The sequence below is a fragment of the Actinoallomurus sp. NPDC050550 genome, from assembly GCF_040655075.1.
Lineage (GTDB): Bacteria > Actinomycetota > Actinomycetes > Streptosporangiales > Streptosporangiaceae > Actinoallomurus.
In genome coordinates, this window is sequence record NZ_JBFAJC010000049.1 from 39,040 (window position 1) to 52,110 (window position 13,071).

The 13,071-nt window shown below is 70.7% G+C and carries 12 protein-coding genes; 6 read left to right on the forward strand and 6 right to left on the reverse strand.

Features of this window, described 5'->3' with window-relative positions; translation table 11 throughout:
• Positions 1-441: 441 nt before the first annotated feature.
• Together AB0I04_RS42515 and AB0I04_RS42520 are read right to left on the reverse strand one after the other, a co-directional pair.
• Positions 442-1,317 carry an SDR family oxidoreductase gene (locus AB0I04_RS42515; protein ID WP_360898215.1) on the reverse strand — a complete coding sequence of 292 codons (876 nt, stop codon included), beginning with the start codon at positions 1,315-1,317 and terminating at the stop codon, positions 442-444.
• A gap of 2 nt (positions 1,318-1,319) precedes the next feature.
• Positions 1,320-2,561 carry an MFS transporter gene (locus AB0I04_RS42520; RefSeq protein WP_360898217.1) on the reverse strand — a complete coding sequence of 414 codons (1,242 nt, stop codon included), beginning with the start codon at positions 2,559-2,561 and terminating at the stop codon, positions 1,320-1,322.
• 88 nt (positions 2,562-2,649) lie between these two features.
• On the opposite strand from AB0I04_RS42520, the gene AB0I04_RS42525 reads away from it, so the two are divergent.
• Positions 2,650-3,555 (forward strand): LysR family transcriptional regulator, encoded by a 906-nt coding sequence (locus AB0I04_RS42525; protein ID WP_360898219.1) that lies wholly within the window; start codon positions 2,650-2,652, stop codon positions 3,553-3,555.
• 11 nt (positions 3,556-3,566) lie between these two features.
• On the opposite strand, the gene AB0I04_RS42530 is transcribed toward AB0I04_RS42525, so the two are convergent.
• Positions 3,567-4,547 (reverse strand): hypothetical protein, encoded by a 981-nt coding sequence (locus AB0I04_RS42530; RefSeq protein ID WP_360898221.1) that lies wholly within the window; start codon positions 4,545-4,547, stop codon positions 3,567-3,569.
• Positions 4,548-4,722: 175 nt separating this feature from the next.
• Here AB0I04_RS42530 and AB0I04_RS42535 point away from each other — a divergent pair, with 175 nt between their 5' ends.
• Complete coding sequence (locus AB0I04_RS42535) at positions 4,723-5,352, forward strand: TetR/AcrR family transcriptional regulator (protein WP_360898223.1); 630 nt, start codon at positions 4,723-4,725, stop codon at positions 5,350-5,352.
• Positions 5,349-6,833 carry an MFS transporter gene (locus AB0I04_RS42540; RefSeq protein ID WP_360898225.1) on the forward strand — a complete coding sequence of 495 codons (1,485 nt, stop codon included), beginning with the start codon at positions 5,349-5,351 and terminating at the stop codon, positions 6,831-6,833. The genes AB0I04_RS42535 and AB0I04_RS42540 overlap by 4 nt, the downstream gene beginning before the upstream one ends.
• Here the strand turns inward: AB0I04_RS42540 and AB0I04_RS42545 are convergent.
• Positions 6,826-7,488, reverse strand: coding sequence for a DUF4232 domain-containing protein (locus tag AB0I04_RS42545; RefSeq protein WP_360898227.1), 663 nt, complete (start codon positions 7,486-7,488; stop codon positions 6,826-6,828). The two genes, AB0I04_RS42540 and AB0I04_RS42545, sit on opposite strands and share 8 nt — an antisense overlap.
• A 333-nt stretch (positions 7,489-7,821) precedes the next feature.
• Between AB0I04_RS42545 and AB0I04_RS42550 the strand changes: the two genes are divergently transcribed.
• On the forward strand, positions 7,822-8,436 hold the full coding sequence (locus AB0I04_RS42550) for a DUF4189 domain-containing protein (protein ID WP_360898229.1): 615 nt from the start codon (positions 7,822-7,824) through the stop codon (positions 8,434-8,436).
• A gap of 102 nt (positions 8,437-8,538) precedes the next feature.
• On the opposite strand, the gene AB0I04_RS42555 is transcribed toward AB0I04_RS42550, so the two are convergent.
• Positions 8,539-9,210, reverse strand: a complete 672-nt coding sequence (locus AB0I04_RS42555; protein ID WP_360898231.1) for a response regulator transcription factor — start codon at positions 9,208-9,210, stop codon at positions 8,539-8,541.
• A 4-nt stretch (positions 9,211-9,214) separates the two neighbouring features.
• Positions 9,215-10,339 carry a histidine kinase gene (locus AB0I04_RS42560; protein WP_360898233.1) on the reverse strand — a complete coding sequence of 375 codons (1,125 nt, stop codon included), beginning with the start codon at positions 10,337-10,339 and terminating at the stop codon, positions 9,215-9,217.
• A 203-nt stretch (positions 10,340-10,542) separates the two neighbouring features.
• On the opposite strand from AB0I04_RS42560, the gene AB0I04_RS42565 reads away from it, so the two are divergent.
• Both AB0I04_RS42565 and AB0I04_RS42570 read left to right on the forward strand, forming a co-directional pair.
• On the forward strand, positions 10,543-12,030 hold the full coding sequence (locus tag AB0I04_RS42565) for a nitrilase-related carbon-nitrogen hydrolase (protein ID WP_360898235.1): 1,488 nt from the start codon (positions 10,543-10,545) through the stop codon (positions 12,028-12,030).
• Positions 12,031-12,117: 87 nt separating this feature from the next.
• Positions 12,118-13,065 carry an SMP-30/gluconolactonase/LRE family protein gene (locus tag AB0I04_RS42570; RefSeq protein ID WP_360898237.1) on the forward strand — a complete coding sequence of 316 codons (948 nt, stop codon included), beginning with the start codon at positions 12,118-12,120 and terminating at the stop codon, positions 13,063-13,065.
• Positions 13,066-13,071 lie beyond the last annotated feature (6 nt).

The following is a 13,071-nucleotide window of genomic DNA, read 5'->3' on the forward strand; positions in this document are numbered from 1 at the left end:
CAGCAACCTCCGTGATCAGGTGTTCCCGCACCGGGTCTCGCCCCTGAACGCCGGCGCTCAGGGGCGGGGAATGGCGACGGCATTGTACGGCGTGTCCCGGGTCGGCGGCGTGTCGAAGCGGCGGGTCGATCTTCATCCCGAGGGATGGTGTGCCGGGCCCGCGACTGAAGATCGCGCCGCGTCCGGTGCGCAGGTCGGCGCGGTAGATGGAGCCGTCGGCCATGGAGCCGATGAAGGCGAACGGGCCGAGGCCGGTGGCGATGCCCTCGGGCTAAAAGCCCTTGGGCAACGAGATCGATGTGGGAAATGTGCCGGCCGGCCGGTCCGGTGTCGCTCCGGCGGAACCGCCCGTGGCGATGGCGAGTGTGAGCGCGGCGAGAATCGCCCCGGGGACCCTGATTGATCGCATCACCTATATGTCCTCTCTGGCTGAGTGCGGGTTCAGTCGTCGGTCGAGCCGAACGCCGTGGCGTGGTCGCGGACGAAGTCGGCGATGTCGCGCGGAGGACGGCCGAGAAGGTCGGCGACCGTGTCGGTCGTGAAGTCACCCCACGCGGAGGCATACGCCTGCGCGTACTCCTCGAGCATGTCGACGATCCATCCGGGGACGCCGTGGCCGAGCAGCGTCTTGCGCTTGGCGTCGTCGCTGACCGGCAGGTACGTGATGGACCTGCCGAGAGTGAGACTCAACCGGCCGGCGACCTCGTCGAACGTCAGCGAGCGCGGGCCGGTGAGGGTGTACGTCTCACCGTGGTGGCGATCCGGGTCGTCGAGGAGCACACGGGCGGCGCACTCGGCGATGTCGCGTACGTCGATCATGCCGATCCGCGCCGAGGCCATGTTCAGCGAGAACGTACCGGTGGCGGAGATGTCGCCCGCCTCGTTCAGCAGGTTCTGCATGAACCAGTGCGGACGCAGGATCGTCCAGCGCATGCCGCACCGTTCGGTCTCCCGGTCGGACAGCGCGTGCAGCCTGCCGCTGCGGTTCGGCGCGTCGTGTGCCGCGCCGACGGCGGACAGGCGCACGACACGCTCCACGCCGGCCTGCCGCGCGGCCCACACGGCGTTCATGTTGTGCTCCGGAGCGCGGGGGCCGTTCGGCGTGAGCAGCCACACGTCCTGCACGCCCTCGAAGGCGGGCGGCAGCGACCGGGCGTCATCGAGGTCGCCGACGAAGACCTCGGCGCTCCGCGGGCCGTCTGCTCTGGACTCTTCGCGGACCAGTGCACGAAGGTCCAGGTCGGCCCCTTCCATCGCATTGATCAGCGCGGTGGACACGGTTCCGGTGGCTCCGGTGATCAGAACGGTGCGCGACACGCTCATTCTCCTTTGGTGGTAGCGGGGACACGGACCAGATCGCGGGCGACGTCGGGTGCCGCCCGGGTGACGGTGATGCGCTCCAGGACCCAGAGCACGACGGTCCCGGCCGAGAGGGTGGCGCCCAAGACGCACACGCCGGTCCAGCCGCCGTGCACCCAGACCACCGAGGCCAGCGCGGACCCCACCGCGCCGCCGACGAAAAGGGTGGTCATGAAGGCGGAGTTGATCCGGTTGCGGGCCTCGGGCCGCAGCGCGTAGAGGACGTTCTGGCTGCTGTTGAGCACGGCCTGGTGCGCCAGGTCCAGCACGATCACGCCGGCGAGCAGCAGGGCCAGTGAGCGGCCGCCCGCCGCGATCGCCGCCCAGGACGCCACCAGCAGGACCGTCCCGGCACCGGAAACGAGCTGTACATACCCGCGGTCGGCCAGCCTCCCCGCCACCGTTGCGGTCAGCGCGCCCACGGCACCGACCAGGCCGAAGAGGCCGATGGCCGACTCCGACCAGCCGTACGGCGGCCGCACCAGCAGGAAGGTCAGCGCCGTCCACAGCACGCTGAACGAGGCGAGGCTCAACGCGCCGATGCCCGCCCGCCACCGCAGCAACGGCTCGTACCGGAACATCGCGATCGTCGAGCGCAGCAAGCCGGGGTAGGACCGGCCTTCTCCGTCTCCGCCGAGCCGGGGCAGGAAGGTGCGCAGCAGCATGGCCATCAGTGCCATCAGGGCCGCGTTCACCCAGTAGACCGTCCGCCACCCGCCCAGCTCCGACAGTGCTCCGGACGCGGTGCGCGCCAGCAGCAGGCCGAGCATCAGCCCGGTCATCACCGTGCCGACCACCCGGCCACGCTCGGCCGGGGCTGCCAGCGTCGCCGCGAACGGCACCACGACCTGCGCTCCCACCGAGGTCAGCGCGGTCAGGGCCGTACTGGCCAAGAGCACCGTGCTGCTGGGAGCGATGGCCGACACCAGCAGGAACACCGCGGTCGCCGCGTAGAGCGACACGGCGAGCCGCCGCCGCTCCATCAGGTCGCCGAGCGGCACCAGCAGGATCAGCCCCAGCGCGTACCCGACCTGTGCGGCCGTCACCAGCAGCGCCGCCGACGATGGCCCGATCCCCAGCTTCCGGCCGATCACGTCGAGCAGGGGCTGCGCGAAGTAGTTGCCCGCGACCGCCAACCCGGTCGCCACCGACATGAGCAAGAGCAGCCCTCGCGACAGGCCGCCGTCCGTGTGAGGTCTCATCGCCGTCATGGCCCCAGCCTCGGTGAGGGGACATCAATGAGTCCAACGCATGTTTTTCATCGGACCGATCGTGTTTCACGATTGATCCATGGAGCTTCAGCAGATGCGCTACGTCGTCGCCGTCGCGGAGACGAGCAACTTCACCCGCGCCGCCGAGCAGTGCATGGTCGTCCAGTCCGCGCTGAGCCACCAGATCGCCCGGCTGGAACGTGAACTCGGCGCCAAGCTGTTCGACCGCACCAGCCGCCGCGTCCGGCTGACCCCCGCCGGCGAGGCGTTCCTCCCCGCGGCCCGCCAGGCTCTCGAGGCCGCCGACCGAGCCCACGCCGAGGTGTCGGCCGCCCTCGGCGAGATCCGCGGCCGGCTCGCCATCGGCGCCATCCCCACCGTCACGGCGGTCGATCTGCCGGCCGCGCTGAAACAGTTCCACCTGCGGCATCGGCAGGTGCGGATCAGCCTCCGCTCGGGCGCGAGCGAGGAGCTGATCGAACGGGTACGGCAGGGCACCCTGGACGTCGCCTTCCTCGGGCTTCCCCTGGGCGCACCCCCCAAGGGCGTCCGCGGCCGCGAACTGGCGCGCGGCGACCTCGTCGCCATGGTGGCGCCCGACCACCCGCTGGCGGACAAGGAACGCGTGGACCTGCACCGACTGTCGGATGAACCGTTCGTCGACTTTCCCCTGGGCAGCGCCGCGCGGGCCCAGTCGGACGAGGCGTTCGCGGCGGCCGGAGTCCGGCGGGAGGTTGCCTTCGAAGTGACGACCGTGGACTTCATGGCCCGCCTGATCCGGCAGGGCCTGGGCATCGGGATGATGCCCGCCGCCTTCGTCTCCGACCTCCCCGATCTGCGGGTCCTCCAGCTTCGCGACGCTCCCGCCCGCATGGAGCACCTCATCTGGAGTCGCTTCCCACCGTCCCCTGCCGCCGCGGCGTTCCTTTCCGCCCTCGGCATCTCGGCGGCGGAACCCTCAGGGGGCTCACGGGAGGACGGGTGAACGAACGACGCTCAGCGGCAGGTGGCGGCGACCGTGTCGGCGACCTCGATCGTATGATCCGGGTAGTTGTCGTAGATCTGCAGGTCGATGGTGCCATTCTTGGTCGGCCCGAAGGTAATCGTTATCGCGCCGCCCCGATTGGCGAACTGGTCCGCCCGGACGTTGCCACCGATGCGATTCTGGGGGAAGTGCTTGCCGGGAAGCGTGTCCCAGGCCTGGTAGGTCACGTTCCTCGCGGTAATGGCGGTTGAATTCGGAATATAAATTTTGAAGGTGCAGGTCTTGCCGACGCCGGGCTTGAACACCCAGTTCGCCCCATTGCTGTTGTCGGTCGTCCGGTGGGTCAGGGCCTCTCCGCAGTTGCCGGTCGCGCTGCCCGGGAGAGGCGTCCAAGAACCGGTGGTGTCGATCGGAATGGCGGGACCCGTTGCACACGATGGTCCGGACGTCGCGGTCCAGGCTTGTGGCGATGGTGTCGTCGTGCTGTGGTGCCTGGCATCCGCACCGTTCGCTCCGGACGATGACATCTCATCGGCGGCGAAGGCGGCTGCGGCGGCCAGGACCACGATCACGGCGGCACCGAGACCAAGGCGCAGGAACGGCCCGTGAAAGCGCGTCCGCGGCGGGACCGGTGACGGCGGGTCATCGTCCGCCGTCACCGGTTCTGGTCCGGCGGGCGAGCCGTCGGGGCCCTGCGCCAGGTCGGGGATCAGGTCCGGGTGGTGGGCCTGGAGCTCGGCGTGCAGCCTGGTCCAGCGCTCCCGCCACTCGCCGGTGTCGCCGCCGCAGGCCCTGACGAACGCGAGGGTGACGTCCAGGCTCGGCAGCCGGCGACCGGCGGCGGCCACCGACAGGACGGAGGCCGAGTAGTGCGCTTCGTCGGCGAGCTTTCGGTAGGTCGGCGCACCGGGCGCGTTGACGCGCAACGCGCGGAGCGCGAGGGCGAACTCCTTCAGGGGCCCGTCCGGAACCGGCGCCTCTCGCCTGCCCATCGCCACCTCGATCGCAGAGTCCAGGGCCGCCTCGCACCGGGCGAGGCGATTGACTCACCGTATTGATCGTTGTCGAGCCGGGTCAACGGCCGGTAATGGCCGACAGCGGAAAAGCCGGCGCCAACCCGACAGCTCGACAGTAGACACTGTCTACGGTGACTGGTAGACAGTGTCTATGGAGTCGGAGGAACCTCTTCGGGACCGGCTGGTCGATGTCGGTGTGGAGCTGGTGCTGACCGAGGGCGTCGCGTCCCTGGGGCTGCGGGAGATCGCCCGCAGAGCGGGCGTGTCGCACGGCGCGCCTCGCCGGTACTTCCCCACTCACCAGGCGTTGCTGTCGGCGATCGCCCGGCGCGGATTCGCCGATCTGGCCGGGCGGTTCGCCGAGGCCGTCGACGAGGCCGCGTCACCGCGGACACAGTTGCGGGCGCTGGCCTCCGCGTACGTCCGGTACGCGCAGGAGCGCCCCGGCATGTTCGAGCTGATGTTCCGGCACGATCTGCTGCGTGGACAGGCGCGCGCGGCCGGCCGACCCCAACTGCGGGAGGCGACCCTGCCGCTGTTCGGCCGCATCGTCGAACTCGTCACCCGCTGCCGGGAACAGGAGGACCAGGGCCCGCAGGACGTCCCGGCGGCGGTGACCGCGGTCGCGTTGTGGGCGAACGTGCATGGCCTGACCCAGCTGTGGGGGTGGGGCAGCATCGGGCTGGCGCTGGGCGAGGACGACTCTCCGCGGACCGGCAACCGGCTCGACCAGCTCATCGACGCGGTCATCGACGCCCACCTGGGCGCGGCGGACGCGTGAGCGACGTGGTCCGGCGACGTCTGGCCCTGGCGACCAGCGCGGCGGGCGCGATGCTGGTCGCCTTGGACGGCACCGTGCTGGTCATGGCCCAGCCCAGCATCCGGCACGACCTCGGCGCCAGTGTGGCGCAGACGCAGTGGACCAGCACCGGCTACCTGCTCGCCGTGGCCGCGTTGCTGGTCGTCGCCGGACGCCTGGGCGACAGGTACGGCCATCGGCGGCTGCTGCTGTGCGGCGTGCTCGGTTTCGCGGCGGCCTCGGGCGGGATCGCGTTCGCGCCGGGCATCGGCTGGGTGATCGGTCTTCGCGTGGTGCAGGGAGTGTTCGGTGCCCTGCTTCAGCCGGCGACGCTGGCGTTGCTGCGTCTGGCCTACCCGGCGGACCGGCTCGGTACGGCGGTCGCCGTCCGTACCAGCGCCATCGGGGTCGCCTGTTCGGCAGGGCCGGTCCTCGGCGGTGTGCTGGTGGCGCACCTGGGCTGGCGCAGCGTGTTCGTCGTCAATGTGCCCGTCGGGCTGGCGATCGCCGCGGTCGCCATGGCGATGCCGGCGCCCGTACCGGCGCAGCGAGAGTCCGCGCGCCGCCGACCGGAGCGGCTCGATGCCGTGGGCGCGGCGCTGGTCGCGGGTGTTCTGGCCGTCTTGGTGTACACCCTGGTCGGCGTGCCCGCGCACGGCTGGACCGGCGGCCCGACGCCGGCAGGCCTGCTCTGCACCACGGCCGGCGCGGTACTCCTGGTCGTCCACGAACGCCGCACCGCCCAGCCGATCGTGCCGCCCGCAGTGGCGCGCTCGATCCCGGTGATGGCCGCCATGGCGCTTCTTCTCCTCACCGCCGGCGGCATGTTCGGAGCCCTGTTCGTGGCGACCTTCCTGCTCCAGGACATCCAGGGGCTCAGCCCCGTGTCGGCGGCGCTGCGCGTCCTGCCGCTGACGGTGCTCATGGTCCTCGGTGCGCCGCCGGCCGGCGTTGCGGTGCGCCGGTACGGGCCACGCCGCACCGCTGGCATCGGCTCGGCCCTGCTGTCCCTCGGCGTCCTCGGCATGTCCGATCTGACCTCGACCGGCACGTGGGCGGTGAGCGGCATGTGCTTCGCGCTGATGGGCGCCGGCTTCGCCGCCGTGATGGTCACCGCCACCGGCACCGTCGTCGGCGACGCCCCTGCCGGGTACGCCGGAGTCGTCGGCGGACTCAAGCAGACCGCCATGAACGTCGGCCCGACCCTCGGCATCGCGGTCGCGGCCATCTTGCTGCAGGCGGAAGGGTTCCTGACCTCTGGTTCCCTGCGGGCGGCGTCCGCGTCCGCCCAGGCGACACGACCGGCGCTGCTGGGATTGACCGCCGTCGCCGCGCTCGGGCTGCTCCCCGCCCTGCTGCTGCCCACGCGTTCGGCTGCCGCTCCCGGGCGTCCCGAGCAGACCGGCTCGCACCTGTCGCGTCCGTGCGGACAGGTGCGAGGCCGTCGGCGTCGGGTCAGGTGAAGTTGACGCCCTCCATGCTGGGCTGGATCGTGCCCAGGGTGAGGGAGTCGCAGATCGGCGGCCGCCGACCGCCCAGGCCTTTGTACGTGAGCGGGATCCAGGTGCTGTGCCAGGCGACGCCGAGCCCCGAAGTGGTGCCACAGTCCGGGCCGGTGTGCCACTTCATCCCGGCGAAGGCCGATCGGCCAGGGCGCAGCGTGATGGTGCTGCCGCGGCCGGGGTAGTTGGTCCGCGTCGCGGGAAGCGGCGTGTAGTTCGGGCCGCCGGTACCGATCGGCGCCCATCCGGCCGGAATCAGACAAGTCTCACTCGACCTGTTGGTCAGAATGAGCGTGCCGTTTCCCTGCTCCTCGGACATGGAATTCTGAACCTGAATCTCGGCGTGGATTTCAGAGCCCATGCAACTCGGTGTATCGCCCTGACCGGCGGTCGTCGGCCTGCTGCGCGTGCGGCCGCTTCCGGTCTTGCCGGAGGAGGAGGTCGGCGCCGCCGACGCGGTCGGGGCGGACGACGACTCCGGTGAATTCCCCGACGCCGACGCGTTTCCGCTGAAGTTACAGGCGCTGAGCGAGAGAACGACCATTCCGCCACCACAGGCGAGAACAGCGGCGGTACGCAGACGCTTGAGCTCCATTGGTACGACCTCCTCGTGCATTTACTCATTTGCGAAACCACTTGATTGGATGTCGCCAATGGGAGCACGAGTTCGCCGTAATACCGAACTGATTTGTCCCACCCACCGTGAGGGTTGTCACACGAACTTCCGCCGTAGGCCGCCACTGCGCCCGGCCCGTCGTCTCCTGAGGCCACGTGCCGGCGAGCACGGCGGCGTCCTGCACGCCGAGGGAGGCATCGACCCGTCAGAACGGATGGCGACCGCCGGGGCGACCTGGAACCGAGTTGCCGGAAGTGACGTCTTAGCCCTGCTTCGTAATCATGAACCGGTACGATCTTCCGGACATTGACGCATCTGGGGAGTGGGTCACCCGTGCAACCCCCGCAGCCACCGTACAGCGGTCAGCCGCCCTCCTACGGGCCTCCGGCCGGCCCGCCCGGACCCCCGGGATGGGGGCCTCCGGGTCCGCCGCAGCGGCCGAACAACAACGCGGCGGTCGTCATCATCATCGTCGTCGCGGCCTTCGTGGTGCTGATCGGCGGCGGCGGCATCCTGTTGTTGGCATTCGACGTCGGCTCTTCGGGGCACAGGGTGGCGATCGCGAGCCCCACGGTGCCGGACTTCCCGACGCCGCCCACCTACAGCCCGCCGACGATGCCCAGCTATACGCCGTACTCTCCGCCTGACACGTACTCACCGCCGCCTCAGCACTGGGGAGCCATTGCCGTGGCGAGCGATGGCAGCACCGGCAAGGCCTGGGACTACACTTCCCCGTCCGCCGCCCAACGGCGAGCGATGAATGAGTGCCCCCGCTCCAGCTGCAAGGTCCTGACGACATTCGTCAACGGCTGCGGCGCCATCGCGTACAACTCCAGCACCAACAGGTACTGGGGCGGTCATGGCGACACCCGGAGCGAAGCCGAGAGCAACGCCATCTCCAACGCGGGCGGCGGCCGCTGGACCACCTGGGTGTGCACCACCACATAGGGAGCCCCGCGCCGCCCGGTGTCGGAATACGGCTGGGAGGTGTCCGGTGGATCTTGTTCGTAGCGAGTGTCTCGCAGCCGGACGGAGATCCACCGGGCACCCCTAGGGGACTGCGTCCTCGTGGTCGCCGGGGACGACGAGACCGGACTCGTACGCGAAGACGACGGCCTGTGCCCGGTCCCGCAGGTCCAGCTTCGTCAGCAGATTGCTGACGTGGGTCTTGACCGTGTGCTCGGTGACCACGAGATCCGCCGCGATCTCGGCGTTGGACCGGCTGCGCGCGAGCAGCCGCAGCGTCTCCATCTCCCGATCGGTCAGCTCGCCGAGGCGCTGCCGTAGCCGGGGCCGCGCCTGCCCCCGCCCGACGAATTCGGCGATCAGGCGCCGGGTGATCGCAGGGGCCAGCAGCGACTCGCCCTCGGCGACCAGGCGGACCGAGCGTACGAGGTCGTCACGCCGCACGTCTTTGAGCAGAAAGCCGCTGGCTCCGGCGCGCAGGGCGTCGTAGACGTACTCGTCGACGTCGTACATCGTCAGGACGAGAACCTTGGCGTCCGTCCTCCGGCACACCTGCGCGGTGGCCTCGACGCCGTCCACGCCCGGCATCCGGATGTCCATGAGCACCAGATCCGGCTCCAGCTCGACCGCCTTCGCGACGGCCTCGGCGCCGTCGGCCGCCTCGCCGACCACCGTGATGTCGTCATGGGCATTGAGGATCATCGCGAAGCCGCCGCGGAACAGATCCTGGTCGTCGGCTACGAGCACACGCAGCATGCCGTCATCCGATCGGCAGCGTCGCGGTGAGGGTGAACCCCCGGTGCCCCGGCCGGACGGCCAGCCGGCCGCCGCAGGCCGTGACCCGCTCGCGCATCCCGATCATGCCGTGTCCTTCCCGTAGCTCCCGCGCGCCCCGGCCGTCGTCGGCGACCTCGATCTCCAGGGTCTCACCGGACCAGCGGAGCCGTACGCGGACGGTCCTCGCTCCCGCGTGCCGGATCGTGTTGGTCAGCGCCTCCTGGATGATCCGGTACGCGGCGATGTCCACGTCGGCGGGAAGACGCCGCGGCTCACCGCGCACGTCCGTGGAGGCGTCCAGGCCCGCCCGGCGGGCGTTGTCCAGCAGGGTAGCCAGCGCGTCGAGCCCCGGCTGCGGCCCGGGACCACCGGCGCCGTGGTGCGCGTCGCTTCCGCGCAGCGCGCCGAGGATCAGGCGGAGCTGACCGACCGCGTCCCGTCCGGCCTCCGCGATCCCCTCGAAGACCGCCTCGGCCTTCTCCGGGTGATCGCGTACGACCAGCGGACCGGTCTCCGCCTGGATCACCATGAGGCCGACCGAATGAGTCACGATGTCGTGCATGTCGCGGGCGATCCGGGTGCGTTCGCGTTCGACCGCGGCGACGCGTTCCTCGCGGACGCGACGTTCGCGCTCCCGTTCGGCGTTCCGGGCGGCCCGCCGGGCCCGCGCCCCGACGCCGACGGCGTACGCGGCGACGATCGCGGTGACGAGGTAGCGGTAGGTCTCCAGATCCTCGTGCGGGACGATGAGCGACACGGCCACGCCGACGGCCAGGCCCGCGAGGCCCCCGGCGCGTCGTACCGATGAGAGATCCCGCACCGCGAACGTGCAGGTCCACACGAGCACGCCGTACGGCAGCAGCAGCATCGGGGCGTGCGGCAACGACTTCGCCGCGATCGCGAGGATCGTCGTCGCGGAGCCCACGACCGCCCCGACGGTGAGAAGGGCGCGGCGCCGCCACAGCACCGGCACCGACATCAGGGCGGCGAGCACCATGAACCACCACGGCTGCCGGTGCGGGACGATCGCCGGCGTCACCGTCATCACGGTGACCACGGCGGCGATCGCGACGTCGGCCCGCGACGGATTGAGGATGTTCGCCCGCATGACCGGCTCCGAGGTGTGAGAGGGACCCGGAAAGAGTAGGCGCGCGGCATCCGCCGTCACCTCCCTCGCCCGGCCGATGGCCGTCTCACTCCTGCGAGCGAGACGGCTCGTCCGTGCGAACGGCAGGCGGATCGCTCGCTTCGGCGATGTGCGTCCAGGCCGGACCCGGGACCGTCGGTGCGGCTGAAGAAGGAGGCCGCACGATGAACTCACCGATTCGGCGTCTCGCCGTGGTGCTCGCCGCAACCGCGCTGTCGACGACGCTCTTCCTTTTCGGCACCGGGCTCACGCCGGTGCCCTGGCTCACCTGGCTCGCACCGCTGCCGGTGCTCGTCCTCGCCTCCCGCGTCGGCGCTCGCGCCGCGTTCTTCGCGGCGTCGGCCGCGTGGCTCGGCGGCGAGACGACGATGTGGGGCTACTTCCTGCACACCGTGCGGGTCCCGCCGGCGATGGCCGTCACGACGATCGTCGGATCGGCGCTGCTGTTCGGGCTGGTCGTTCTCCTGTGGCGGGCGCTGGTGCTGCGGGGGCGTCCGCTGACGGCCGCCGCGGTCGTGCCGGCGGCCTGGGTCGCCATCGAGTACGCGGTTTCGGTGGTGTCACCGAACGGGGCATGGTGGAGTCTGGCCTACACCCAGGCCGACGTCCTGCCCGTCCTGCAGACCGCCTCGCTCACCGGACCGTGGGGAATCACCTTCCTGCTCCTCGGAGTTCCCGCGGCCGCCGCCGCGCTCCTCACGCCGCGGGCGGCCGGGCGGATGCGGGTGGCGGTCACGGCTGCCGTCATCCTGGCCTTGACGGTCGGGTACGGCGCCTGGCGGCTGCGCACGCCGGACGGCGAAGGCGCCGAGAAGGTGGCGCTGCTCGCGACCGACCGGGACGGCTGGGTCCCGGTCGCCTCACCGGAGGGACGCGCCCTTCTCGGGCGGTACCTGGCGCGCATCCCGGACGTCGCCGCACGCGGCGCGCGGGTCGTGGTCATGCCGGAGAAGGCGTTCATCGCCGACGACGCGACGCTGCCCGCCCTGACGACACCGCTCGCACGGCTCGCGGCCGAGCGGCACGTCGACATCATCGCCGGGCTGATCCTCAAGCGGGCCGGCGTCCTCCGCAACACGGCCATCGACGTCCCTGCGGACGGAAGCCGGCCGGTCGAGTACTTCAAGCGCCATCTCATCCCCGGCCTGGAGAGCGACTTCCAGCCCGGGACCCGGAAGGCGTTCGTGCCGGGTTCGGGCTCCCGCTGGGGGATCGCCATCTGCTTCGATCTGGACCTGCCGGGCCTGGTGCGCGACTACCGCAAGAGCGGTGCGACCACGCTCTTCGTACCCGCTTGGGACTTCGACCGGGACCGCTGGCTGCACGGCCGGATGGCGGTGACCCGAGGAGTCGAGAACGGGCTGACCGTGGCCCGCGCGGCGCGGAACGGCGATCTGGTCGTGAGCGACGCACACGGCCGGATCCGGGCCGAGGCGCACAGCGCGGACGCGCCGTTCGTCTCCGTCGTCACCGCGCTGCCCACCCGCTCGGCCGACACGGTGTACACGAGGTTCGGCGACTGGTTCGCCTGGGCCTGCGCCCTCCTGTTCCTGTCCGGACTCGCGTCCCTCGCCCGGACTCGGCGCGCGGCGGGCACCCGCCCTTCGCCGCCCGCACGCGCCACCGTGCCGGACCCGTCGATGACGCGTTAGGCCTCAGGGTCGCGGCACGGTGACCGGGGCCTCGTGGCGGGCGAGGCCCCGTTAGATTCGCCCTATACCTGGATGGGGAGGATCCGCATGCCCAGCTTGCGCCCAGCGCTGTACGAGATGCTCGACGACCGGTTCCGGATGAGCGGTGATGATGACCTGGAGGTCCTGTACACCGGTTGCCGCTGGGCCGAGGGGCCGATCTACCTGCCCGCCTGGCGGCAGCTGATCTGGAGCGACATCCCCAATGACCGGATGCTGCGCTGGGACGAGGAGACCGGCGCCGTCAGCGTCTTCCGCCGCTCCGCCGGGCACACCAACGGCAACACCCTCGACCACCAGGGCCGGCTGATCACCTGCGAGCAGGGCAACCGCCGCGTGACACGGACCGAACACGACGGCACGGTCACGGTGCTGGCCGACCGCTGGCAGGGCAAGCGCCTGAACAGCCCGAACGACGCGACGGTCAAGTCCGACGGCTCGATCTGGTTCTCCGACCCGGACTTCGGCATCAGGAGCGACTATGAGGGCTATCGCGCGCAGAGCGAGATCGGCTCGAACAACGTCTACCGCATCGATCCCGCCACCGGCGAAGTGCGGCTGGTCGCCGACTGCTTCGGCGCCCCGAACGGCCTCGTCTTCTCGGCCGACGAACGGCGGCTCTTCGTCTCCGACACCCGGGCGGGCTTCATCCGGGTCTTCGACGTACGCGATGACGGCACTCTGTCGGACGGCGAGATCTTCGCCGAAGCCGCCGACCGTACGGCGGCCCGCTTCGACAACATCCGTTTCGACGACGCCGGCCGGCTCTGGGTGGCCGCGATGGACGACGGAGTGCACTGTTACGATCCCGACGGCACTCTGATCGGGCGGCTCGTCATCCCCGAGACGGTTGCCAACATCACCTGGGGCGGAGCCAAGCGCAACCGTCTCTTCATCGCCGCGCAGACCAGCCTCTACTCGGTGGTCCTGGGTGTCACGGGAACACACCCGACCGGACCGGGACGCAGGCCCTGGCTTAATTCGGAGTCCCATTGACTTCCT